Raw genomic sequence first — 26,632 nt, 5'->3', positions numbered from 1 at the left:
GATAACAAGTTTCAGAATCTGACGCGGTGTTGCCTGATTTTTTCTGATCCTGCCGTAAGTTTTATACAGTTCAGAAAGGTCCATTTCCTCCACAAAGGCACTTACCAGACGAACCGGATCATCAGATGGAATAGAAATCTCTAAATCTAGCGGAAGTTTGATTTGATAATACAGAGAAAATGAGGTATAATCTCTCTGTATTATTTTGTTTAGTAGCATAAACTAATTATACCACAAGCGCCGGGCTTTTCGAAGTCCGGCGTTTTGTGTTGAATATAAAATGAGCTGCCGCACGTTATAATGAAAAAAGCGGAGCAAAGGTCAATTAATAGTTTTGTGTTGAATATAAAATGAGCTGCCGCACGTTAGTGCGACAGCCCCATTTTTATGATCATAAGGTATAAACAAGGATTCCCAGGATGATGATCAGATTTCCGATGATCTTTCCGCGGGAAATCTTTTCTTTCAGGATCCGCCAGGAAAACAGCAGGACAAAAACATAGGCGGCAGTATCGATCACCGGTCCGAATTTCATATCCACTTTGGTGTAGCACCAGGTATTCAGGAGCAACACTCCAAAAAAGATACCATAGGCCAGGATCACCCGCCAGTTCAGATATTCCCGGAGAGGGTTTTTGTATTCCATATTGGCACTCTGCTTCAGAAGTACCTGGGAAATTGCCGAAAAAAAGGTTCCTGCCAGCATGATCAGCATAAACGTTCTATTCATATCTCTGCACCATCCAGACTCCGATCAGAACGATCAGGATGCCAATGATGTTCTGAAACGAAAGATTTTCGTGAAAAATGATCACAGCCCATACCTGGGACCACAGAAGATAGACGCTTTTGTTGGCGTAGGCCGTGGAAAGGGAAAATTTTTTGATCACCTGCTGCCATGCAATGGCGTAGATCCCACAGTTTGCGATCATAAGAAAAAGAAATACATAGAGAAGAGGACTATGAAGCCCTTCTTTATTGTAATAAACCGATGCAAGCTTGGAAAAAACGCTGGTAAGAGAAAACAGCAGGATATTCAGATGAAGCTGAATATAATCTTTGATTTTTGTCATGTTTCCTCCATATCATAAATGCGATTATCATAGACTGATAATCAATATATATCATCCGGCAGGTTTATGCAAGAAAATGTTTGAACAATGTAACGGTTTACAACAGGAAATGAAAATGATAAGATTAAACGATAAGTGTCAATTGATACAAAAGAGAGGAAAAACGATATGTGTTTATATTCAGTGGTTGTTCCTGTATACAATTCAGAACATACGCTGCAGGAACTGTACACCCGTCTGGAAAAAGTATTCCGTGAAACGATAAAAGAAGAATTTGAACTGATCCTTGTAGATGACGGGTCCAGGGACCGGTCTTTTGCGGTTATGCAAGAACTCCGGGAAAAAGATCCCCGTGTCAAGATCATCCAGATGGCAAGGAATTTTGGACAGCATCCTGCGCTTCTGTGCGGATTTGCCCACGCAAAGGGAGAGTTCATCGTAACTATGGATGATGACCTTCAGCATCAGCCTGAGGAGCTCCCCAAAATGATCAATGTAATGAAGGAACGTGACGATGTGGATGTGATCATCGCAAGCTATGAAGGACGTAAGCATAATCTGATCCGGAAGCTGGGCACAAAGCTGTCTGTATGGGCAACTTCCAAAATGCTTGGCAAGGATCCGAACCTTCAGATCACCAGTTATCGACTGATCCGCCGGTTTCTGGTGGAAGCCATGCTGAAGACCAATACATATCTTCCGCAGATTGGAAATCTTCTGGTTTTAAGCTCCAACCGTATCATCAATGTTCCGGTGCAGCATGCAGCACGTGCATATGGAAAGAGCGGATATTCTTTTCGCCGCCTTGTGAAGGATCTCATCTATGATATTACTGCCCATACGGCATTTCCGTTGCTTATGGTGCGAAACATCGGCATTGCCAGTTTTCTGGTAAGCTTTTTACTGGGGATCTATTATCTGGTGAGATATTTTCTGTGCGGGATCTCAGTGGAAGGCTGGACATCTCTGATGCTCGTGATGCTGGCATTTTTCGGACTGACATTGCTTTCGATCGGGATCATCGGTATTTATCTCATGAATATTCTCAATGAGGCCAAAAAGATGCCGCACTATGTGATCCGTCAGGAGGAGACAGACTGATGAAAAAAGAGATCGGCGGCTATCTGGAACTGGAAGAACCGGCGGGACAGGAATACTATCCGGATCTCTGCGGCGTGAATCTCGGAAGAACAGCGCTTTTGTGGCTGATGGAAGCACGCAGGTGCAAAAAGATCTACCTGCCATTTTTTCTCTGCGATTCCGTAACCGGTGCCTGTGAGAAGTCCGGGGCAGAAATCGAATTTTATCATATGGATGAAGGGTTGCATCCGGTTCTTGAGGAGAGAACTCTTCCGGAAGGAGAATATCTGTATCTGGTAAATTATTATGGCCAGCTTACCGATGATAAGATCCGGAAATATAAAAAAATCTATGGGAATATCATTGTGGATCATACGCATGCGTTTTTTCAGAAACCGCTGCCGGGTGTGGACACTCTGTACTCCTGCAGAAAATTTCTCGGAGTCAGTGACGGAGCATATCTGTCTACCGATGCGGAACTGGAACCGGAAAAGAAGCCTCTGGACCATTCCATGGGAAGAATGGAGCATATTCTGGGACGTTATGAATATGATGCCGGAACCTTCTATCAGAAAATGCTGGATAATGCAGCAAATTATCATGCGATGGAGATCCGCCGAATGTCCCGTCTGACCGGAAACCTCCTCAGGACTATGGATTATTCCGGTATCAAAACAAGAAGAGAACAGAACTACCGTCTGCTGTCGCAGCTTCTTCCTTCAAGGAATGCTTTTACAGGGGAGATGCCGGAGGGACCGTTTGCCTATCCGTATTATCATAAGAACGGATTGGAGCTTCGACACTGGCTGGCAGGCCGGAAGATTTTTGTACCGACAAACTGGCGCAATATCCTGGAAGAATTTGACAGGGATACCATGGAATATGACTGGGCTGCCAATGTGCTGCCGCTTCCCTGTGACCAGAGATACGGGGCAGAAGAAATGCAGTATATCGCGGATTCCATAAGAGAATGGGAGGAAACGGAATCATGAAACACAGATTGCTGATACTGGGAACGTTGGGAGAATTTGAGCAGCTGGTGCAGAAGGCCCGCGAAAAAGGATACTACACCATTGTCTGCGACGGATATCCGGATGGTCCGGCAAGAAAATTTGCAGATGAGGCATTTCAGATCCCGGTAACAGATACGGAACGGATCGCCTGTCTCTGCCGAGAAAAAGAGATTGATGGGATCATCACATCCTTTTCCGACCTTCTTCTGGAATGTATGGTAAAGATCGCGGACCGGGCAGGAATCCCCTGTTATCTGAAACCGGAGCAGCTTCCCTGGTATCGTGATAAATCAGCGACCAGAGCACTGCTTACTGAACTGGGACTTCCCACTCCGGGCTTTCGAAAAATCCCGATTGCATATTTTAAAGACAGGTCCAAAAGAACTCAGCTGCAAGAGCTGCTTGAGGGACTTCGTTATCCGGTGGTCAGCAAGCCACTGGATAAATACGGCTCCCGCGGGATCTATATATCCGAAGATCTGGAGGAGCTGATAAACGGGGCAGAAAAAACAGCAGGATTTTCTGATATGCCGGAGATTTTGGTGGAAGAATATAACGATGGCTATGAATTCAATATGATGACCTGGGTGCGGCATGGAAAAGTCCATGTGATCAGTATTGCAGACCGTGAAAAGACATTTGTTGCCAAAGGTGAGATCCCCATCAGCACAAGAAATGTGTATCCTTCCAGATTATTGTCAAAAGTTGAAAAGCCTGCCACAGAACTTCTTCAGGCATATGCGGACAGAACCGGTCAGAAAGACGGAGCCCTTTCCATGCAGTTTTTCTGGAAGCCGGGAGAAGGTATCCAGGTCTGCGAGATCGCCGCACGATTTTTCGGATATGAGCATGAATTGACCGATATGGTCTATGGCTTTAATATGGAAGAGCTTCTTCTTGCATCTCTCTATGATCCGGATAAACTGGAAAAAATGCTTGCAGAACACGATGTTCATAAACCACAGTGCTGTGGAGCTGTCATTTATTTTCAGGGAAGGCTTCTTACCATCGAAGATCAGTCTGCGGCAGTCCGGCTGGGAGAGAAAGAACAGGTGGAAAAGCCCTGGATCTTTTATCAGGAAGGAGAGAAGGTCATTGAGCATGGTCCTAATCCGTATCTGGCATTATATTATGTAAAAACAGAGAATCGTAAGGAAATGGATCTTCTCACAGAAGAGTTTTATGAGGAAATGCATATTCTGGATCCCAACGGCCAGGAGGTGGCATACCATAATCAGATCCCGGATTATGCACCGGCAGAAAAATAGGCATTGAATTTACAACATGAGTGTGAGAAAATGGAATGTGCAGTTAATGTAGAAAAACCATGAAGAATAAGAAATAAAGAGGAAATACATGATTGATTTTAACAGACCTGCGTTTACAGGTAAGGAATTTGAGTACATCCGTGACGCAGTAGAACGGGGAATGCTCTGCGGCGACGGGATCTACACGAAGAAATGTTCTGCATGGATGGAAGAGCGCTTTCATGTGGGTCATGTGATGCTGACAACCTCCTGTACCCATGCACTGGAGATGGCTGCTTTTCTGGCAGATATCCAGCCTGGCGATGAGGTGATCATGCCGTCTTATACTTTTGTATCAACGGCAGATGCATTTGTGCTTCGCGGTGCAAGGATCGTATTTGTGGATATCCGGCCGGATACCATGAATATTGACGAGAAGCTGATCGAACAGGCGATCACAGATAAGACCCGCGCGATCGTTCCGGTCCATTATGCAGGAGTAGCCTGCGAGATGGACACGATCATGGAGATTGCCGGAAGACATGATCTGAAGGTAGTGGAAGACGCGGCCCAGGGTGTGGATGCCTACTATAAGGGAAAAGCCCTTGGTACCATTGGAGATTTTGGCTGCTACAGCTTCCATGAAACTAAGAACTATACCATGGGAGAGGGCGGTGCGATTCTGTTCAACGGGGAGCAGTACCTGGAGAAGGCAGAGATCCTGAGAGAAAAAGGAACGGACCGCAGTAAGTTTTTCCGTGGTCAGGTAGATAAATACCGCTGGATGGATTATGGATCATCCTATCTTCCGAGCGAATTGAATGCGGCATATCTTTATGCCCAGCTGGAGCAGCATAAGAAGATCAGCGATAAGCGGATGCAGATCTATGATTTTTACAATGAGAACCTCAGGTTTCTGGCGGAGGAAGGAAAGATCCAGCAGCCTTATGTACCGGAAGAATGCACACATAATGCACATATGTACTACATTAAGGTACATGATATCCAGGTACGCACAAGGCTTCTGAAATATCTCCGCGAAAAGGATATCTGCAGTGTGTTCCATTATGTACCCCTTCATTCCGCACCGGCAGGAAAAAAATTCGGAAGATTTTCCGGAGAAGATGTTTATACTACAAAAGAAAGCGAGCGTCTTATGCGACTGCCTATGTTCTATAATCTGGATATGGAGGATGCGAAGAGAGTTGTGGATGCGATTGCTTCCTTTGACGGGTTTTGACAGAAGAAGGGGAGAGCTATGAAAAAAACAAAAAAATTACTGGCAGTTTTCGCAGCAGTCGGTGTGGCGCTGATGCTGCCGTTACAGACCATGGCTGCAGTGGATCTGAATGCGAAATATGATATCAGCACCAACCAGATCCAGGGATGGCCGGCAGGACCGGATATTACCTCAGATACCGGTATCCTGATGGATGCAGACACAGGAGTTGTTCTTTATAACAAGGGCGGAGATGAACAGAGATATCCGGCCAGCATTACCAAGATCATGACCTTGCTGGTGGCAGTGGAGAACTCCACCATGGATGAGAAGGTGACCTTTACAGAGACCGGGGTGCGTAATGTTACGGCAGATTCCAGTAATATCGGCACAAAGGTGGGCGAAGTCCTGACTATGGAGGATTGTCTTCATGCTCTGATCATCCAGTCTGCCAATGACGTTGCGGCACAGATCGCAGAGCATATCGGCGGGACAGAGCAGGCATTTATCGATATGATGAACCAGCGCGCCAGTGAGATCGGATGTACCAATACACATTTTGCAAATTCCAGCGGACTTCCGGATGATAATCATTATTCTTCAGCACGGGATATGGCGCTGATCTTCCGAGAAGGCCTGAAAAATGAAACATTCCGTACGGTCGTGGGCACACCGGACTATATCATCCAGCCTACAAATATGAACAGCCAGCAGAGGATCCTGCATACCCATCATCCTATGTTTGCACCGGAAAGCGGATTTTACTATGAAGGCTGCATTGGTGGAAAAACCGGAACTACCGTTGCGGCAGGGCATACACTTGTCACAGGAGTGACCAGAGATAATACCACATATATTGCAGTGACTATGCGTGGAACAGAGCTTTCCAATTCCTGTATGGACAGTACCGCTATGTTCAATTACGCATTTGAGAATTTCACAAAAACAGAAGTAAATGGCGGCTATGTATTCCTTCCAAAAGGGGTGGAGCTGAATTCCCTTACCGAGAAGTCAGAGAATACCAATGGGAAAACAGAAACCGGTTACTATTTCGGAGATTATCTGATCGGTACCGCAAGTGTTGCACAGGCAACTGATACACCGGTACCGGAACCGACCGCTGCAACAGAGGACAGCCAGGAAGCGGATAGTTCCGAAGCGGAAGCTTCCACAGAATCAGCAGAGGAAGATAACAGCAAAACAACAGAGAAGAGTACAGCCGGAGAGGACACCAGCGAAAAAAAGAGCATTCCTGCCCTGCGTAAGATCCTTCTTATGATCATGGCAGCGATGATCCTGATCCTGATCGCCCTTCTTGCGGCTCTCAGAATAAAAGAAAAGAAACATCACAAATAAATTAAAACAGAAAAGGAGAAAGAAAAAATGGGAAAAATAAAAGTAACACAGTGCGGAGATATTGAAGGACTGAAAGTGATCGAGCCAACTGTATTTGGTGATTCCAGAGGATATTTCATGGAAACATACAATTATAACGATTTCAAGGAAGCAGGCATTGATGTAGAATTCGTTCAGGATAATCAGTCCAGCTCCCGTTACGGTGTTCTCCGCGGACTTCATTTCCAGATCAGCTATCCTCAGGATAAGCTGGTACGTGTGGTAAACGGAGAAGTGTTTGATGTTGCGGTTGACCTTCGTGAAGGCTCCAAGACCTTTGGAAAATGGTATGGTGTAGTCCTTTCCGCAGAAAACAAGAAACAGTTCTTTATTCCTAAGGGATTTGCTCATGGCTTCCTGGTACTTTCCGAGAATGCAGAGTTCACCTACAAGTGCTCTGATTTCTATCATCCAAACGATGAGGGCGGACTGATCTGGAATGACAAGGACATTAACGTTGAGTGGCCGATCCCGGAAGGCATGGAGCTTATTTTCTCCGACAAGGACCAGAAGTGGGGAAGCTTCGAGGAATATAAGAATCGATAAGGAATTGCAGAATGAAGAAAATATTAGCTTTGCCGGCGGAGCTGTACCAGAATCGAAAGCTGGTTTTAAGCCTTGCAAAAAATGATTTCAAAACAAAATATGCAGGATCCTATCTTGGTATTGTCTGGGCATTTATCCAGCCTATCGTAACGATCCTGGTCTACTGGTTTGTATTTTCCGTAGGACTGAAGGCCGGAACGGTATCGGATTACCCTTTTGTACTCTATCTGGTATCCGGTATCGTGCCGTGGTTTTTCTTCCAGGATGCATTAAACGGTGGAACCAATGCCCTGATCGAATACAATTATCTTGTGAAGAAGGTTGTATTCAAGATCAGCATCCTTCCCATCGTAAAGATCATCTCCGCACTTTTCGTGCATGTTTTCTTTGTGGCCTTTGCACTGATCTTATGTGCATGCTACGGATATACACCAAGCCTTTATACACTGCAGATCATTTATTACTCTGTCTGCACCTTCCTTTTTGTACTGGGACTTGTGTATGCTACAAGTGCGATCGTCATTTTTTTCCGTGATCTGACCCAGATCATCAGTATTTTTCTTCAGGTGGGTGTATGGCTTACACCGATCATGTGGGATATCAATATGCTTTCTTCACATCCATGGCTGATCAAGCTGTTTAAGCTGAATCCGATGTACTATGTAGTTACGGGCTACCGTGATTCCATGCTTGGTCATATCGGGATCTGGAACCATGCTTCATGGACGATCTATTTCTGGGTAGTTACGATCCTGCTTTTCGGACTGGGATCTGTGATATTCAAACGTCTGAAGCCGCATTTTGCAGATGTGCTTTAATTGAATGCGGATGGCGGATATCCGCCTGATCCGGACCGGACAGTTCCTATGGGGGATTTGCTCTGTAAGGATAAAAAGCAGAACGGCGGCAGATTGTGAGAGTGAACGATTTACACAAAAGTGAGGTTGAAAATGGCAGAAGATATTGCGATTTCAGTAAATGATGTCAGTAAGATGTACAAGCTTTACGATAATCCTATGGATCGTCTTAAGGAGTCCCTGGGATTATCCAGAAAAAAGAAATATAAAGAGCATTATGCGCTCAACCATGTATCCTTTCAGGTGCATAAGGGAGAAACAGTGGGAATTATCGGAACAAATGGTTCCGGTAAATCCACGATCCTGAAGATCATCACCGGCGTACTTTCGCCCACGGCCGGGGAAATAGCCGTAAACGGAAGGATCTCAGCGCTTCTGGAGCTGGGAGCCGGATTTAACGGAGAATATTCCGGACTTGAAAATGTATATCTCAACGGAAGCATGATCGGTTTTTCCAGGGAAGAGATCGATGCCAAGCTGCAGTCTATTCTGGATTTTGCAGATATCGGTGATTTTATCCATCAGCCGGTAAAAACATACTCCAGTGGTATGTTCGTGCGTCTGGCTTTTGCGGTAGCTATCAATATCGATCCAGAGATCCTGATCGTTGATGAGGCTCTTTCCGTGGGAGATGTATTTTTCCAGGCAAAATGTTACCGAAAATTCGAAGAGTTCAAGGAAATGGGGAAGACCATTCTGTTTGTAAGCCATGACCTGAGCAGCATCGGAAAATACTGTGACCGTGTTGTGCTTCTAAACAAAGGTGAGAAGCTTGCAGAGGGTGGTGCCAAGGAGATGGTCAATCTTTACCGTCGTGTGCTGGTCAATCAGTATGACGATGCAGATCTGGAAGAAAACACAGACGATGCAGAAGAGGGACAGACGACGGAGAACCAGGCAGCCGGAGCAGACGTTTCACTGAAAGCACATACCGGAAGCGGTAAAGCTATGAAGGACAGCCTGAACCTGAATCCCAAGGTCCTGGAATACGGCAGTAAGCTTGGCGAGATCGTGGATTTTGCCATCCGGGATGATACAGGAATGATCACCAATGTGATCGAAAAAGGCAAGGAATTTTCCGTTCAGATGAAAGTGAAGTTCCAGGCAGATGTCAGTGATCCGATCTTTGCATTTACCCTGAAAGATCTGAAAGGCACCGAGATCACAGGAACCAATACCATGTATGAACATACGCCTCTGAAACCGCAGAAGGCAGGCGATGTCCGTGAGATCACCTTCAAACAGGTGATGCCTCTGGAGGCAGGGGAATATATGCTGTGTCTGGGCTGCACCGGATATAAAGACGGCGATTTTACCGTATTTCATCGTCTTTACGATGTGTGTAACCTGACCGTGATCACAGATAAGAAAGCAGTGGGATATTTTGATCTGTTTTCCAAAGTATCTGTGAAATAAGTGGAGGAACGACTATGGCGGAGTTGAATTTAGATTATTATACGGCGAAGGATCATTATTCCGATGGGGATATCGAGGAAACACTTCTGAAAATGGCACAGGAAGGCAAATCTTTTGAAGACCTGCCGGAGGAAGAGGTGAGTTTTCCAATGGTCTACCATTTTTCAGGGCTGCGGGAGAATATCTTAAGCTGGTATCCTCTGAAAAAGGCGGATTCCGTTCTGGAGATCGGAGCCGGATGCGGAGCCATTACCGGAATGCTTTGCCGCAAGGCCGGTCATGTGACTTCCGTGGAGCTTTCCAAACGTCGGGCAGATATCAATTATGCGAGAAACAGGGATAAGGAAAATCTGACGATCATGGTTGGAAACCTGAATGACATGACTTTTCCGGAAAAATTCGACTATGTGGTAGTAAACGGTGTGCTGGAGTATGCCATGAGCTTTACCGAGGGAAAAACTCCTTACGAGACATTTCTTCAGCGTATGGGCGCTTATCTGAAGCCGGAGGGAAGACTTCTGATCGCCATTGAGAACAGACTGGGATTGAAGTACTTTGCCGGAGCACCGGAGGATCACACAGATCTTCATTTTTTCGGGATCAATGGATATCCGGGAAATCAGTCTGTGCGCACCTTTTCCAAGAATGAACTGGGAGAGCTGCTGGAAAACAGCGGCTTTCCTTTTCTGCGCTTTTACTACCCGTATCCGGATTATAAATTTCCGACAGAGATTTTTACAGATGAGAGCCTTTATACCAATTCCTACGGAAGAAGCTATCCTGTATACACAGATAAGACAGCAGATCTTTTTGCAGAAAGTGAAGGCGTAAAGGCCTTCGAAAAAGAGAAGATCCTGGACAGCTTTGTGAATTCTTTTCTTGTGGAGGCAGGACGTACCGAGAATCAGGACCCGGAGGAAATCCTTTATGTGAAGCTGAACCAGGAGCGAAAAGAAAAGTTCCGTCTTCTGACCAGAATCGTCCGGGAGAACGGAGAGGTCCGTGCGGAAAAAGAGGCTATGGTGCCCCAGGCTGAGGAATTTGTGGAAAAACTGGAAAAAACCGGAACAGAGAGTACCGGATCCGATAAATACAAGAATCTTCCCTGCAGGGCAGAAAACGGAAAGATCTCTTATCCGCTCCTTACTGGAAAAACTCTTCACCAGGAAATCGCAGAGCTTGCCCAGAAAGAAGATCTTGAAGAGATCAAGGCCCTTCTTAAAAAATTCTATCAGGAATTTTTCGGGGCTCGTCAGATTGTGGATTACAGGACCGGAGAGTTCCGCGAGGTATTTGGTGATCATCCGGGAAGAGAGGATTACGAATGTGTCTGCCCGGCCAATGTGGACCTGATCTGCAGCAACATCTTTATGGGAGAAAAGGAAAATCAGATCATAGATTATGAGTGGATGTTTGATTTCCCTGTGCCTGTGAATTTTATCATGTGGCGCCTGATCCATGAACTGTATACACATGTTTCTGAGCTGCCGCGGTTATGTCATGAGGATGAGATGATGGCGGAGTTTGATATCAGCTATACAGACTATGAGATATTTATGGATTGGACCATGCATTTCGTCTATGAGTATGTGGGCTGTGGTTCCCTGATCCCGTTTGAACAGAAAAAGGTGCCGGTTTCCGTAACAGAGCTGGTGAACAGAGAAAGAGAAAAGCACCAGATGCACAGCAAGCTGTACTATGATCTTGGTGAGGGATTCTGTGAAGAGCATACACTTTATGCAGAGGGAAAACTTTCCGGAAACCGTTTCCGGGTAGAGTTTGCGCTTTCCGGTATCAAAGGAATACGAAATCTCCGCTGGAATCCTGCAAACGGTCATTTCCTGAAAGTGAGGATAGAGCGTCTGGATTGCGGATGCAGTGCGGAGCTTGTGCCTCAGGGTGTCCATATGAAGGTGGATAACAGTACCACTGCGTTTTTTACCACCGATGGCTTTTATCTTATCGATGTTACGCACCCGGAAAATGTGGACAGGATCGTAATAGAGGGAAAACTTGACTGCCTTGAGCTTCCGGATGTGGAAAAGCTTCTGGCCTTTGAAAAAGAGCGTGAAGTACGAAGAGAACAGGAGCGTGTCAGAAAAGAGGCTGAACGTGCCGCAAAGCAGGCTGCAGAGGAAGCAGCACGTGCGCAGGAAGAGGCCCTTCGTCATCCAGGCAAAAAAGCGCAGGTAAAGAGACTGGTCAAAAAGGTTCTTCGTTATCATACAGAGCCGGCAGCAGTGATGGGAGTGGAGACAACTCCTACCTGTATGGGCAGTGTTGATTTCTTCCATTATGAGAATGGCACCTTAAATGCCATTGGCTGGGCCTTTGATCCGACGTTTGCGTCTATGGGACAGCCAAGGATCGCATTTTATCAGGGAACACAGAAGCTTCAGGAGGCTTCCTGTACTACAATCTACCGTACGGATGTGGCTAATGCCATTGGAAATCCGGATGCGGAAAGTGCCGGATTTTCTTTCCTGGCAACGGTTCTTGCGCCGGCAGAGACTTCTGTTTTCCTGGAATACGGAACCGCAGCGGATACCGGAAGATTCCTTATCGGAAAGATCCCGGGAACCAGGGATCAGAAAGAGCTTCTGGTATACGCGATCGAAGATCCGAAGAGTATCGGAAATCTCCGTCATTTCAAACAGCGTCATATACGCAGTGCGAGAAAGGCATATCCACAGGCAGTCTATCAGCAGAAGGTAGATGTGATCGTGCCGGTTTACAACGGATTGGAGTATTTTGATGCCCTGTTTTCCGGAATTGAAAAGACGAAGGTTCCTTATCGTCTGATCATCGTAAATGACAAGAGTCCGGATCCTGAGGTAGGAAACTATCTGGAAAAATATGCCGCAGAGCATGACAATGTGGTACTTCTGAATAATGAGACCAATATGGGCTTTCTTCCGTCTGTAAACCGTGGATTAAAGATGGCGGAAAATCATGTGGCTCTTGTAAATACAGATGTGGAGGTTCCGGAAGAGTGGCTGGAGCGCCTGATGCTTCCGATCTTTGCAAAGGAAAACATTGCAACCACTACACCGTTTACCACCTGCGGAACCATCTGCAGCTTCCCGGATTTCTGCCGGGATAACAAACTGTTTGAGGGAATGCCGCTGTGGGAGATCGATGATGAATTCCGCATGATCCGTCCGCAGTATCCGGCTATGCCTACCGGTGTGGGCTTCTGCATGGGTATGAACCTGAAAGCGATCCAGGAGGTTGGCCTTCTGGATGAGGAGAATTTCGGAAAAGGCTACGGTGAGGAGAATGACTGGTGCCAGCGTGCCATAGCTGCAGGCTATGAGAACGTGCATGTGGATAACCTGTTTGTATATCACAAGCATGGTGGAAGCTTCCCGTCTGAGGAAAAGCAGAGACTTCTGAAAGAGCACAGTGAGGCGCTGCTCCGCAAGCATCCGGATTACAACAAGGATACTGCGGATTACTGCAGAAGAGACCCGCTTCGTCCGGTAAGACTCTACGTGGAAATGAAGCTTCTCAACAGGAAGCTGGATGTGCCTACCATTGTGGCCTTTGACCATGATCTTGGCGGCGGTGCAACGGCTTATCTTGTGGAAAAAAGACGTCTGGCTCTGCGGGAAGGATACCGTTTTGTGACCATCCGCTATAATATCGTAAGCAATCGTTTTTACTTTACGTATCAGTATAAGCAGTATGAGATGGAATTTTTTGCAAATGATTTGGAAACTGCCCTTGGTGAGCTGATGCGTGTGGATGAGATCTGGATCAACGAGCTTGTGACCTATCAGAATCTTTACGGAACCTTGGAACGTATCCTGCGTCTTAAGAGAGAGCAGGGTGCGAAGCTCCTTATGCTTCTTCATGATTTCTTTGCCCTTTGTCCGGCAGTGAATCTGATCGATGCAGAAGGAAAATACTGTGGTGTTCCATCCTGTGAGGTCTGCGATAAATGTATTCCGGATAACCGCAGCAACGCCTGCACAGAATACGGAACCGGAACGCTCTGGCGTACAAAATTCCGGGAATTTCTGTCAAACTGTGATGAGATCCGTGCATTTTCCGATGATACGGCAAGGCTGTTCAAGCGTGCTTATCCGGATGTATACAATCTCCATGTGATCCCGCATGCACCCCATTACCTTCCGGCAGTGAAAAAAAATAAAAAAACCACAGAGACCTTTAACATTGGTCTTATCGGCGTACTTTGCTACAAAAAAGGCCTGGAGGTTGTGAAGGCGCTTGCAGGATATATCGAAGAGAATGAACTGAATATCCGTCTGAGACTGATCGGTACTTCCGACGAAGAGATCGAAAGTCCGGTATTTTCCCAGACAGGAAGATATACAAGAGAGGAGATCCCAAGACTTACCCTGGAGCAGGATATTGATATGTTCCTGATCCCGTCCGTATGGCCGGAAACCTTCTCCTACACAACCTCGGAGATCATTTCCATGGGATTTCCGGTAGCGGTACTTCCGGTAGGTGCACCTGTAGAACGTGTGAAACGCTATGCCAAGGGCCTTGTCCTAAAAGATGAGAAGCCGGAGAATATTGTGGAAGAGATGATTTCTCTGTGGAAAACTCTCGGCGAAAGTGAGCTCCCTGTGGAAAAACGCAGGTTTCTTTTCGTAGGAGAGGAGATTTCCTTTGCTTCCAGATATCGTGTGGAGCATTTCCGGGAGCAGCTGATCCTTAAAGGCTATGCATCGAAGTTTATCCAGATAGATCAGGCAGAGCAGGAAAAGATCGAGGAATATACAGCGATCGTGATGTACCGCTGCAGCAAGCTGATGGAAGCAGAACTGCTTGCCAACCGGGCGAAAGCAGCCGGAATCCCTGTTTACTATGATGTGGATGACCTGGTATTTAATTACGAAAAAATTTCCGGGCTGCATTTCCTGAAGGGAAGCGAGTACAGTGACTTCCGCACAACTACAGACCGTATCCGCGGATGTATGGGATTCTGCGACGGATATTTTACATCCACGGAGACACTGGCAGGAGAGATCCGGGAAGAATTTCCGGAAAAACCGGTGGTGATCAACCGCAACTGTATGAGTATGGAGATGGAGATCCTGTCTCACGAGGCTGTGGAGCAGACAGACAAGGCTAAAGACCGGATCTATATCGGATATTTAAGTGGTTCCAAAACGCATGATCAGGATTTTGCCCAGGTGGAGGCAGCACTTCTGGAGGTGATGGAGCGCCACCCGGAGGTTTACCTGAAGCTGGTGGGTGTGCTGGATGAATCCGGAATGGAGCCGGTGCAGAACCGCATCGAGAAGCTTCCGTTTATGGACTGGAGACAGCTGCCTGCCGTGATCGCAGGACTTGATATCAATCTGATGCCGCTGGAGAACAGCTTGTTCCACTGGTGTAAATCCGAGAATAAGTGGACAGAGGCTGCCCTTGTAAAGGTTCCGAGTGTCATGAGCCGTAACTGTGAGATGGAATACGTGGTCGAAAATGGAAAAGATGGCTGGATGTGCACCACAAAAGAAGAGTGGGTCAATGCCCTGGAAGCTCTGGTTACTGATGAGAAGGCCAGAAAAGTCATGGGTGAGGCCGCACATCAGAAGGTTATGGAACATTACCTTACAGTAAATACCGGAAAGGATGCAATGGAGGAATTGTTATGCAGCGAGAGCTATACGAAGTAGAAAAGGACAGGTTTGACCTGAAGGACAGTTCTCTGTATCACCTTCAGGGAACCTGGCCGAAGGATCATAAGCCGGAAGCCGTTCTTGACGGGGAAAAGCTTCCGGCAGCCATCAGTGCCCAGGAGCGTGTCAGCGCCCTGGAGCGCTTTAAGGATCTGGATCTGGTAAACGGAGAACGTGTGCAGATGGAAATCTGCCTGCCGGATCTGGAGGGCAAAAAGAAGCTTGTTGTTTATGCGGTAAAGGGTGAAAAACGTATCCGGTGGTTTTCTGTTTCGGCAGCACAGCTTTACAGGAAACAGGGAAAACCGCAGTACTTTATTGAGAGCATCGAGGTGGAAGCCGGGGAAAAGATCTGCCGTGTCCGTGGCTGGGCAGCCTTTAACAGCCCCCTGACCATACGCCTGGAGGATCGCAGCCGGAAGGAAATCCCCTGCGAGATCACCAGACTGAAACGTGTGGATGTACAGAATCAGTACCAGGAAACAGAGATCGATGAGAAGAGCGGTTTTTTCTTTGAATTCCATTATGACAGTGTGAAGGAATTCTACATTGTATTTGAGGCAGGCAATGTGCGGACGCTTCGTCTGGTACATCTGCAGCCACAGAAGCGCCTTGCGGAGAAAGCTGCGGTATATTTCCGTAAGGGAAGCCGTTACATGAAGCTTCACGGGGCAGCAGCCCTTACCGGAAAGGTATTTGGAAAGGTGCTGGACCGTAAAAACCGTCCGGTGGATTATTCCAAATGGATCGTGAAGCATCTGCCGGACAAGGCAGAGCTTGCAGAAGAAAGAAAAACGAAATTTTCCAGGAATCCAAAATTCAGTATTGTGATCCCGCTTTACAAAACACCGGAAAAATATCTCCAGCAACTGGTAGATTCCATAGAAGCCCAGACCTACGGGAACTGGGAACTCTGTCTTTCCGACGGAAGCGGAGCAGATTCTCCTCTTACCGATTATCTGAACAGGCTGGAAAAAAGTGATGACAGGATCCGTGTGATCCGCAACGACCAGGCACTTCAGATCGCAGAGAATACCAATGCGGCCATGAAAGCGGCAACAGGAGATTTTATCGTGTTTGCAGATCATGATGATGAGCTGACGCCGGACGCCTTGTTCCGGTGTGTGAAAGCGCTGAATGAGGATCTGGAGCTTAAGGTTCTGTATTCCGATGAAGATAAGATGTCTATGGACGGGCACAAATTCTTTCAGCCGCATTTCAAACCGGACTTCAATATTGATCTTTTGTGTACAGTAAACTACATCTGTCATCTTTTTGTCGTAAAAAAAGAGATCGTGGATCAGATCGGAATGCTGAAAAAGGAATTTGACGGTGCACAGGATTATGATTTTGTGTTCCGCTGTGTGGAAGCTGCGGGAAGAGAGCAGATCCATCATATCCCCAGGATCCTTTATCACTGGAGATGCCATGAGGATTCCACAGCAGAGAATCCGGAAAGCAAAATGTATGCCTTTGATGCAGGAGCACGTGCCATCAAGGCTCATTATGACAGGCTCGGAGTTCCGGTGGAAATCGAAAAAGGTGAATATCTTGGACTTTACCGTACAAAATTCCTCTGGGAGGAAAAACCGCTGATCTCCATCATCATCCCAAACAAGGATCACATCGATGATCTGAAGAGATGTATTGATTCCATCGAAGAAAAGGCAACTTACCGCAATTATGAGTATGTGATCGTGGAGAATAACAGTACGGAGGATGAGACCTTTGCTTACTATAAAGAGCTGGAAGCATCCAATCCGAAAGCCCATGTGGTGTACTGGGATGGTATTTTCAACTATTCTGCCATCAATAATTTCGGAGCTGCTCATGCTAAGGGTGACTATCTGCTTCTTCTCAACAATGATACGGAGATCATCAGCCCGGACTGTCTGGAGCAGCTTTTGGGATACTGTATGAGACCGGATGTGGGAGCTGTAGGAGCGCGGCTCTATTATGAGGATGATACCGTGCAGCATGCAGGAGTAGTCGTTGGCTTCGGCGGTATTGCGGGACACTGCTTTGTGCAGCAGAAGAGAGACGCTACCGGATACTGCCACAGGATCATCTGTGCCCAGGATTACAGCGCTGTAACCGCAGCCTGCATGATGGTGAAGCGTGAGGCCTTTGATAAGGTTCACGGATTAAGTGAGGAATTTCAGGTTGCCTTTAATGACATAGATTTTTGCCTTCGTCTGGGAAAAGCCGGATATCTGGTTGTATACAATCCTTATGCGGAGCTTTATCACTATGAATCCAAATCCAGAGGTCTTGAGGATACACCGGAGAAGGTGGCAAGATTTAACCGCGAGATCGCTTCCTTTGAGAAGCACTGGCCGGAGATCCTCCGTGACGGAGATCCTTACTATAATCCGAACCTTACACTGGAGAGCCAGGATTTCTCTCTGAAGCGGATATAGGAGGTTATATTTTGGAAAAGAAAAAAATCTGGAAGGATGAGAGAGTTCAGGCAGGGGTTCTTGTCCTGGCAGCATTTCTGCTCCTGACTGCATGGGCGTTTATGCAGCCCCTGGGGGCAGGCCCCGATGAAAAAATGCGCTACATGGTGGCACAGTATCTTCATGAGCATCCGGGAAAGCTGCCTCTTGGAGATGAGCCAACCATCCGTGATGCGACATGGGGGATTTCCTATGCCTATTATCCGATCCTTTCCTATATGGTATCTGCTGTATTTATGGGGATCGCAGGTCTGTTCCATGCATCTGCAGACGGATTACTCCATGCGGCGAGGATGGCAGATGTGCTCTTTGTGACTGGAGCGGTATATTTTGTGGTGAAAGCATCCGGAAAGCTTTTTCCGAAAGAGGGAAGATGGCTGTTTGCCGCACTGGCAGGCTTTATGCCGCAGGCATTGTTTCTGGGAACTTATGTAAACACGGATTCCCTGGCGCTTTTATCCATGGCGATGATCCTGTATTCCTGGTCCTGTTATCTGGAAGCGGGAGACTGGAGCTTCAGAAATTCGATCCTTCTGGCTGTTGGAATGGCAGTCTGTGCACTGTCCTACTATAATACCTACGGATGGATCTTATGCAGCTTCCTGTTTTTCTGCCTGACAGTCCTTCTGTGCAGGGAAGAGCCGGTAAAACAGAGAGTTGCATTTCTGTTCCGGAGAGGAATCGTGATCGCGGCAGTAACCCTTGCTTTATGCGGCTGGTGGTTTATACGAAATGCCGTTCTCTATGACGGAGATCTTATCGGAAGAAAAGCCTGTGCACAGTGTGCGGAAAAATATGCGGCTGTTGATTACAGGCCGTCCAGATATCCCACACCGGAGAAGCTGAACTGGTCATGGAAGGATATCCTTCTGTATCAGGACCCGGGCTGGCAGCATAACTGGCTGCTGACAGTTCTGGTAAGCTTTATCGGAACCTTTGGCCTGATGCAGATCTATATGCCTTATAGTGTGAGCAAGGCATATTTCCTGTTCTTTGGAATGGGTGGGATCGGTATTTTAACCATGTTGGGAATGTTTTATCCGAAGAAACGTACTGTGGTAAAAGAACGAAAAGTAGCAGGAAGTGAAAAGCTGAAGATAAAAACAATAACCGTGTACGATAAATGGGACAGAAAAGGGATCTTTCATCTGCTGATGATCCTTTTGATCCTGATCCCTGTTGGGCTGTTTATGTATTATGTATATTATAGTGACAACCAGGCACAGGGACGTTATATCATGCCGGCACTGTATCCGGCCATGTATTTTGTGACAGCCGGCTGGAATCGTCTGCTTGAGCGTTTTGTAAAAAAAGAAAATATCAGAATGTGGATATACCGGGTCCTGACAGCACTTCTGGCTGCTTCGCCGTTTTTATGCTATATCTTCCTGGTAGTTCCGTTTTATGGCTGACACCCCGATGGGTGAGATGGCAGAAAAAAATCCCTTCTATGTATCCGGATATGACCGGTACATAGGAGGGATTTTTTAATTCTGAAGTATATCCGCCTGGGAACCAAGATCAGGAACGGATGATCCGGATCATGCGCCACAGCAGAAGGATAAGGAGCAGGATGCCCACACCGCCAATGGCAAAATACGGGATCTGGGATCTGGATTCGGAATAAGCTTTTGCAGAATCCATGTTTTCATCATTTTCCAGTACATCGGAAGAGCTTTCCTGGGAGGGATCCTCGACAACTGCAGTTCCCACCTGAGTTCCGCCAAAGGAATAGGTGCGTAAGATCTGACCATCAGATTCCGTATCTTCCGTAGTCAGGTCGTCTGCGGTCGCACCGGATGGAACCATTACAGTGCCGCCGGACAGGATGTGAAAATCATCCTCGCTGAGATCCAGAAGCTGGAAATTGGAAAAACCGTAATCCAGAAGTGAGATCGCTTCGGTGGCTGTCTGACCGGTCGCTCCGTTCATGACTACTGCGATCAGAGTAGTACCGTTTCGCTGTGCAGCTGTGACAAGAACGCTTCCGGAAGCAGTGGTGGTACTTTCACGACCGCCGATACATCCTTCATAATAGGAAGCGGATGCAGGATCTGTCATGGTAAAAGAGCTTGTCAGGTTACGGGTACCGCCGGAAACATTGGTAGCCGGGATCGTATAGGAGGTGGCTCCGGAGATGGTGCGGAAGCTGTCATTACGGATAGCCGCCTGCATGATCAGAGCCAGATCATGTGCTGTGGTATGCTGGTTGTCATCCGGGAGACCGGTAGGATTGGTGAATACCGTATTGGTACATCCCAGCTCCTTGGCACGGTCGTTCATTTTCTGGACAAAGGCATCTACAGATCCACCGATCTGTTCTGCAACCTGGAGTGCAATGTCATTGGCAGAGGCCAGCATCAGAGCGTAAAGGCACTGCTCCATGGTAAATACCTCTCCGAGCTGTGAGGAAATATGAGCGCCTCCGTCTGTAACACCGGATACGCCGGTTTCTGTCATGGTAACCTGATCGTCAAGCTGGCTGTTCTCCAGTGCCAGAAGACAGGTCATGATCTTAACTGCGCCGGCCGGAGAAAGCGTGGTGTCCATATCCTTGGCATAGAGGATCGTATCGGAAGTATCTTCCATGATCACGGCAGATGCGGAAGTGATCTCAGGCCCCTGAGGCCATCCGCTGATCCCATTGGTGGTAATACCGGAGGATACAGCAACAGCGGTTTCTTCTGTGGCGAAAACTGGAGTCTGGAACACCATGGAAGCGGAGATCCCAATAGCCAGAAGCGCTGTGGTTATTCTTGATTTTTTCATGATAAATGGTACTCCTGTATAAAAAATAATTCTTATGTAAGCAATACATACGTAAGCTCAGTATAACACATTTCCTCTCTTCCTTGCAAAAAAAATGATGGAATGGTAAAATATGTTCATCAAACTGTTACTGAGAACAGAGTGAACAGTAACATCAAACTGAGTAATACGGAGATAATATATGAGTAAAGATGATTCTACAGGAAAGATCCAATGGGACAGACTTATAAAGAAGCTTTCCCCCTATACAGTACAGAAGGGCCTAAGATACCTGAAGCATTATGGTCTGAAAGAGTTCTGGATCCGGCTTCATGAACGTTTTGAACCGGAAGAGGTTCCTTACGGACCATGGTATGAGGCATACAGACCTGACGAGGAAACACTGGAGAAGCAGCGGAAACGCAAATTTCCGGATGGGCCGTTGATCAGCATTGTGGTACCTGCATATCTGACACCGGAGCGTTTTTTAAGACAGATGCTGGACTCTCTCCTTGCACAGACATATGAGAACTGGGAGCTGTGTCTGACAAACGGAAGCCCGGAGGATCCGGACATGCAGACTGTGCTGAGATCCTATGCAGAGATGGACAGGAGGATCCGCTATCAGGATCTGAAAGAGAATCTTGGCATTGCAGAAAATACAAACGCGGCTTTTGCCATGGCAGAGGGTGATTTTATCGCACTTCTGGATCATGATGATCTGCTGGCACCTAATGCATTGTATGAGATCGCGGCGGCACTGGAGGAGCATCCGGAGGCGGATGTGATCTATACAGATGAGGATAAGGTCACGACAGATCTTTCTGAACATTTTCAGCCCCATCTGAAACCGGACTTTAACCTGGATCTTTTAAGATCCAATAATTATATCTGCCATTTTCTGGTGGTAAGACGTTCCGTAGTGCAGACAGTGGGCGGATTCCGCCGGGAATTTGACGGCGCCCAGGATTATGATTTCATTTTCCGCTGTGTGGAGCAGGCAAGGGAAGTGGTCCATGTACCTGAGATCCTTTATCACTGGAGGACCCACAAATCCTCCACAGCAGATAATCCGGCAAGCAAGATGTATGCTTTTGAAGCCGGCAGACGTGCCATTGAGGGGAATCTCAAACGGACCGGAACTCCGGGAACCGTGGAGCATACTCCGGATTTTGGATTTTACCGTGTGAAGTATCCGGTGCAGGGAGAACCTCTGGTTTCTGTTATCATTCCGAACCGTGAGGAGAAAGAAACGCTTCAGGCCTGCGTGGAATCCATTTTTGAAAAAAATGCCTACAAAAATTACGAGATCATCATTGTGGAGAATAACAGCAGCTCCGAAGAGATCTTCCGGTATTACAGAAAGCTTTCGGAGGATCCCAGGGTCCATCTGATCCGCTGGAAAAAAGGCTTCAACTATTCTGCCATCAACAATTTCGGGGTGCGCCATGCCAAAGGAGATTACCTGCTTTTTCTGAATAATGACGTAAAGGTCATCGATCCGGACTGGATGTCAGAGATGCTGAGCGTGTGCCAGCGTAAGGAAACAGGTGCAGTTGGCGTCAAGCTGATCTATCCGGATAACACCATTCAGCATGCAGGCTGCGTGGTGGGAATGGGCGGAATTGCCGGGAACATGTTTGTGAATATGCCGGCAGAGCGTACTGGATATCTCCATAAGGCCTCTCTTTTGCAGGATATGAGCTGTGTGACTGCAGCATGTATGATGATGAAGAAGGAAGTTTTTCTGGAGGCAGGAGGCTTTACGGAAGAGCTTGCAGTTGCGTTTAATGATGTGGATCTCTGTCTGAAGGTGCGAAGCCACGGCCATCTGATCGTCTATGATCCGTATGTGAAGCTCTATCATTACGAATCCAAGTCAAGAGGCACTGAGGACAGCGAGGAAAAGGTCCGCCGTTTCCAGACGGAGATCGAATACATGCGCTGTCACTGGCTGGATATCCTGAAAAAAGGAGATCCATACTATAACAAAAATCTTTCTTTAACCAAATGGAATTATTCCCTGAAGCCCCTTCCGGGAATGGGAAAGAAGAAGGGATAAAGCAATGCAGGAAGTATCAGTAGTCATACCAAACTTTAACGGAATGGCATATCTGGATGGTGTTCTTTCCAGTCTTGAAAGACAGACTATCCGTAATTTTGAGGTTATACTAGTGGATAATGGTTCCACTGATGGCAGCTGTGCGTTTGTTTCGGCGGAATATCCATGGGTACACATGATACAGCTTCAGGAGAATTACGGCTTCAGCAGAGCCGTTAATGAAGGGATCCATGCGGCACGTTCCCCATATGTGCTACTTCTGAACAATGATACGGAAGCGGAACCGGATTTCCTGGAGGAGATGGTTGCTGCCCTGCGCAGACATAAGAAGGCATTTTCCTGTCAGGCAAGGATGATCCAGCTTCATGACAGGGACAAGATGGATGATGCCGGAAATTATTACTGTGCCCTTGGCTGGGCTTTTGCCAGGGGAAAAGGCAAGGATATCAGCCATTATGACCGAGAGCAGAAGATTTTTTCCACCTGTGCGGGAGCTGCGATCTACCGGAAGAAATTTATTGACAGGATCGGAGATTTTGATGAGGAGCATTTTGCTTATCTGGAGGATCTGGATATCGGCTATCGTGCCAGGATCTGCGGTTATCAGAACTGGTATGCTCCAAAAGCGAAGGTTTATCATGTAGGAAGCGGCACCAGCGGCTCCAGATATAATCAGTTTAAGATCCGGTATTCTTCCAGAAACAATATTTATCTTATCTATAAGAATATGCCGTTTCTCCAGATCGTGCTGAACCTTCCGTTTTTTCTGGTGGGATTCGGTGCGAAGATCCTGTTTTTTGCGTCCAAGGGATTCGGACGTGAGTACCTTGCAGGCATCAAAAACGGCTTTCAGATCAGCCGCAAAAACAAAAAAGTCAGATTTTCCATGAGGAATCTTCCGCGTTATATACAGCTCCAGTTTGAACTCTGGATCAACATTTTTAGGCGTTTTGCCGGTTAAGACATCATATTTTCACAGAATTTTTATATTTCGGAGGGAAGATTTTATTGCTTTTGAGTTTCATCTATTATAAGATAAAAGCAATGAACTTAAATGAGGTGGCGGAAATTGATTAAAGACAACCAGAAAAATTTCAGTCGTCTCCATATGCTGATCGATGTATTTGTGATCGCGGCCTCCTATGCCCTGGCCTGGTTGATCCGTTTTCAGGGAATTTTTGAACATTCGGCGGTCCAGTCCAAGACCGTCCAGGAATATATGTTTATGCTGATATTCATTATTCCGGGATATTTACTTCTTTATCAGGCCTTTGATCTTTATACACCGATGCGAATGCAGGGGCGTCGTCTCGTACTTGCCGGAATTGTGAAGGCAAATGCGTTAGGGCTCCTTATCATCATGTTTGCACTTTACAATTTTAAAGAGCTGGACTATTCCCGTCTTACTCTGGTTTCTTTCTGTGTGATCAATATCGTCCTGGAATGGTTTGTGCGTATGGTCATATTTTACATTCTCCGGGATATGCGCAAAAAAGGAATGAACCAGAAACAGGTGCTGCTGGTAGGATACAGCCGTGCTGCCGAGGAATATGTAGACAGGATCCTGCAGAATCCGCAATGGGGATACGTGATCAGGGGCATACTGGATGACAATGTGCCGGCAGGCACTACTTATAAGGGCGTTAAGGTGATCGGTCGAATCGCCAATCTGATGATCATCCTTCCATCCAGTCGTCTGGATGAGATAGCCATTACCCTGGGCTTAAGTGAGTATTATCGTCTGGAAGAGATCGTTGCACTCTGTGAAAAATCCGGCGTGCACACAAAATTTATTCCGGATTATAATAATATTATTCCGACCAAACCATATACAGAAGATATTCTCGGGCTTCCGGTGATCAATATCCGGTATGTGCCCCTGAGCAACACGTTTAATGCACTGATCAAGAGATCTATGGATATTGCAGGCGCGATCGTTGCGATCATTGTGTCCTCACCAGTGATGCTGGTGTTGTGTATGTTGATCAAGCTGACTTCGCCGGGACCGCTGATCTATAAGCAGGAACGTGTCGGGCTTCATAATCAGACTTTCCGGATGTATAAATTCCGTTCCATGGAGATCCAGAAAGAATCAGAAGAAAAAAAGGCGTGGACAGTAAAGAACGATCCAAGAGTTACCGGAATCGGTAAATTTATGCGTCATACCAGTCTGGATGAGCTTCCACAGCTTTTTAACATTCTGAAGGGTGAGATGAGTCTTGTGGGACCAAGACCGGAGCGGCCGTTTTTTGTAGAAAAGTTTAGGGAGGAGATACCACGTTATATGGTCAAGCATCAGGTGCGGCCGGGTCTTACCGGGTGGGCACAGGTAAATGGCTATCGTGGAGATACTTCTATCAGAAAAAGGATAGAGTGTGATCTGTATTATATCGAAAACTGGTCTGTGGGATTTGATATAAAGATCATGTTTCTTACCATATTCAAAGGATTTATTAATAAGAACGCATACTAAAAAGGGGAAAAGGAAAAGATGTCAAAACCTCGGAAAAAAAGCAAGAAGATTTTATTTATCCTGGAGATCGTCGTACTGCTCCTGTTTATCGGAGGTCTGTTCGTTTATGGTCAGATCTCAGCCAAACTGGATAAGATCGACATCCAGGAAACAGATCTTGCAGACCAGGATATTGTAACCAATGATCAGGCACCGCAGATGACGGGATATACCACCTATGCACTGTTCGGACTGGACCACAGAAGCAAGAATGAGAAGCTGAATACAGAGAACAGTGATACCATCATCATTGCGAGTATCAACAATGATACGAAGGCAGTCAAACTTGTGTCTGTCTATAGAGATACCCTTCTCAATGTAAAGGATGATACCTATTCCAAAGCCAATTCGGCATATGCATTTGGCGGACCGACCAACGCGGTTTCCATGCTGAATACGAATCTGGATCTGAATATCACAGATTATGTTGCCATTGATTTTAATGCGCTGGTAACTGTGGTAGACTGTCTCGGAGGATTGGACATCCCTCTTTCCTATGCGGAGATCGTTCATATGAACAATTACTGTGTGGAGACATCAGAGGAAACCGGAAAGAGCTACACACCGATCGAACTGCCGGATCCGAAGCCGGAGGATGAGGAAGCAATCGTAGATACCTATCATCTTAATGGTGTACAGGCTACCTCCTACTGCCGTATCCGTTATACTGCAAGTCTTGATATGGGACGTACCGAGAGACAGAGACGAGTGATCCAGATGATCGTAGATAAGGCGAAAAAGGCAGGACTTTCCACTATCTTTGATATTATGGATCAGGTATTCCCGATGGTAAAAACTTCTGTTTCCAAAACAGAGATCCTGAAGATGATCCCGGCTATGATCGGCTACAGTATTGATGAAACTACAGGCTTCCCCAACGATTATAAATTTGCCCAGGTAAAGGGCAGCGTTATCGTACCTACCACACTGGAATCCAATGTTCTGAAGATGCATCAGTTTCTGTATGGAGACACCAGTTACACTCCGACGCAGGATGTACTCAACAGAAGTGCCCAGATTACAAATATCGCAGGCGGAGGCGACGTGCAGGACACTGCACCTGCGGTGACAGATACACCGAATGACGCAACGGATGATTCGTATACGTGGCAGGGAGATACATCCACAGATTACAGCAGTACGGACACAAGTGATGATGCTGATTACAGCACAGACACAGATTATGATTCGGATTACTCCGGAGACGATTACAGCACAGATACGGATTATTCCGGAGACGATTACAGCACAGATACGGACTATTCCGGAGGCGATTCCGATACGGATTATAACGATTATACCGACGGAGAAGATTATTCGGAGAATGAATAAAACATCAAAATAAGCA

Annotated in this window: 18 protein-coding genes and 1 pseudogene; 15 read left to right on the top strand and 4 right to left on the bottom strand. The window is 46.6% G+C overall.

The window, feature by feature from the left end:
* The 3 genes and pseudogenes from BLP57_RS18090 to BLP57_RS13985 form a co-directional block, all read right to left on the bottom strand.
* Positions 1-219: pseudogene (locus BLP57_RS18090) on the bottom strand (IS5/IS1182 family transposase); the annotation flags it as partial.
* Positions 220-391: 172 nt separating this feature from the next.
* Positions 392-730, bottom strand: a complete 339-nt coding sequence (locus BLP57_RS13990) for an EamA family transporter (RefSeq protein ID WP_015527421.1) — start codon at positions 728-730, stop codon at positions 392-394.
* Positions 723-1,073 (bottom strand): EamA family transporter, encoded by a 351-nt coding sequence (locus tag BLP57_RS13985; RefSeq protein WP_092072564.1) that lies wholly within the window; start codon positions 1,071-1,073, stop codon positions 723-725. The genes BLP57_RS13990 and BLP57_RS13985 overlap by 8 nt, the downstream gene beginning before the upstream one ends.
* Positions 1,074-1,241: 168 nt before the next feature.
* On the opposite strand from BLP57_RS13985, the gene BLP57_RS13980 reads away from it, so the two are divergent.
* From BLP57_RS13980 to BLP57_RS13930, 11 genes are all read left to right on the top strand, one after another.
* Positions 1,242-2,174 carry a glycosyltransferase family 2 protein gene (locus BLP57_RS13980; protein ID WP_015527419.1) on the top strand — a complete coding sequence of 311 codons (933 nt, stop codon included), beginning with the start codon at positions 1,242-1,244 and terminating at the stop codon, positions 2,172-2,174.
* The gene (locus tag BLP57_RS13975; RefSeq protein ID WP_175442990.1) at positions 2,174-3,145 is read left to right on the top strand and encodes a hypothetical protein; all 972 of its coding nucleotides are present in this window, start codon (positions 2,174-2,176) and stop codon (positions 3,143-3,145) included. The genes BLP57_RS13980 and BLP57_RS13975 overlap by 1 nt, the downstream gene beginning before the upstream one ends.
* Entirely contained in the window at positions 3,142-4,434 is a 1,293-nt protein-coding gene (locus BLP57_RS13970) for an ATP-grasp domain-containing protein (protein WP_022426963.1), read from the top strand. The genes BLP57_RS13975 and BLP57_RS13970 overlap by 4 nt, the downstream gene beginning before the upstream one ends.
* 88 nt (positions 4,435-4,522) lie before the next feature.
* A complete protein-coding gene (rffA, locus tag BLP57_RS13965) occupies positions 4,523-5,653 on the top strand; it encodes a dTDP-4-amino-4,6-dideoxygalactose transaminase (RefSeq protein ID WP_021651902.1) in 1,131 nt (376 codons plus the stop codon).
* A gap of 18 nt (positions 5,654-5,671) precedes the next feature.
* Positions 5,672-6,988, top strand: a complete 1,317-nt coding sequence (locus BLP57_RS13960; protein ID WP_092072561.1) for a D-alanyl-D-alanine carboxypeptidase family protein — start codon at positions 5,672-5,674, stop codon at positions 6,986-6,988.
* A gap of 27 nt (positions 6,989-7,015) precedes the next feature.
* Positions 7,016-7,573: a dTDP-4-dehydrorhamnose 3,5-epimerase gene (gene rfbC / locus BLP57_RS13955; protein ID WP_015527414.1), complete on the top strand. Its 558-nt coding sequence runs from the start codon at positions 7,016-7,018 to the stop codon at positions 7,571-7,573.
* An 11-nt stretch (positions 7,574-7,584) separates the two neighbouring features.
* Complete coding sequence (locus BLP57_RS13950) at positions 7,585-8,391, top strand: ABC transporter permease (protein ID WP_015527413.1); 807 nt, start codon at positions 7,585-7,587, stop codon at positions 8,389-8,391.
* A gap of 132 nt (positions 8,392-8,523) precedes the next feature.
* Positions 8,524-9,846: an ABC transporter ATP-binding protein gene (locus tag BLP57_RS13945; protein WP_092072558.1), complete on the top strand. Its 1,323-nt coding sequence runs from the start codon at positions 8,524-8,526 to the stop codon at positions 9,844-9,846.
* Between the two features lie 14 nt (positions 9,847-9,860).
* Positions 9,861-15,500 (top strand): glycosyltransferase, encoded by a 5,640-nt coding sequence (locus BLP57_RS13940; protein WP_092072555.1) that lies wholly within the window; start codon positions 9,861-9,863, stop codon positions 15,498-15,500.
* The gene (locus BLP57_RS13935) at positions 15,476-17,923 is read left to right on the top strand and encodes a glycosyltransferase family 2 protein (RefSeq protein ID WP_092072552.1); all 2,448 of its coding nucleotides are present in this window, start codon (positions 15,476-15,478) and stop codon (positions 17,921-17,923) included. Before BLP57_RS13940 ends, BLP57_RS13935 begins: the two co-directional genes overlap by 25 nt.
* Positions 17,924-17,934: 11 nt before the next feature.
* Complete coding sequence (locus BLP57_RS13930; RefSeq protein ID WP_227588669.1) at positions 17,935-19,374, top strand: ArnT family glycosyltransferase; 1,440 nt, start codon at positions 17,935-17,937, stop codon at positions 19,372-19,374.
* A 109-nt stretch (positions 19,375-19,483) separates the two neighbouring features.
* Here the strand turns inward: BLP57_RS13930 and BLP57_RS13925 are convergent, their stop codons facing one another.
* Positions 19,484-20,731, bottom strand: coding sequence for a D-alanyl-D-alanine carboxypeptidase family protein (locus BLP57_RS13925; protein ID WP_092072549.1), 1,248 nt, complete (start codon positions 20,729-20,731; stop codon positions 19,484-19,486).
* A 181-nt stretch (positions 20,732-20,912) separates the two neighbouring features.
* Here BLP57_RS13925 and BLP57_RS13920 point away from each other — a divergent pair, with 181 nt between their 5' ends.
* The 4 genes from BLP57_RS13920 to BLP57_RS13905 all read left to right on the top strand — a co-directional run bounded on the left by BLP57_RS13920 (position 20,913) and on the right by BLP57_RS13905 (position 26,616).
* Positions 20,913-22,772, top strand: coding sequence for a glycosyltransferase family 2 protein (locus tag BLP57_RS13920; protein ID WP_092072546.1), 1,860 nt, complete (start codon positions 20,913-20,915; stop codon positions 22,770-22,772).
* 4 nt (positions 22,773-22,776) lie between these two features.
* Positions 22,777-23,733 (top strand): glycosyltransferase family 2 protein, encoded by a 957-nt coding sequence (locus tag BLP57_RS13915; protein ID WP_092072543.1) that lies wholly within the window; start codon positions 22,777-22,779, stop codon positions 23,731-23,733.
* Positions 23,734-23,841: 108 nt separating this feature from the next.
* Positions 23,842-25,245, top strand: coding sequence for an undecaprenyl-phosphate glucose phosphotransferase (locus BLP57_RS13910; RefSeq protein ID WP_022426969.1), 1,404 nt, complete (start codon positions 23,842-23,844; stop codon positions 25,243-25,245).
* A gap of 18 nt (positions 25,246-25,263) precedes the next feature.
* Positions 25,264-26,616, top strand: a complete 1,353-nt coding sequence (locus BLP57_RS13905) for an LCP family protein (RefSeq protein ID WP_092072540.1) — start codon at positions 25,264-25,266, stop codon at positions 26,614-26,616.
* Positions 26,617-26,632: the final 16 nt, after the last annotated feature.

Source organism: Blautia sp. SF-50 (assembly GCF_900101315.1).
Lineage (GTDB): Bacteria > Bacillota > Clostridia > Lachnospirales > Lachnospiraceae > Blautia_A > Blautia_A fusiformis.
Note: the sequence above shows the minus strand (reverse complement) of the source record. Positions and strands in the feature narration are given on the sequence as shown.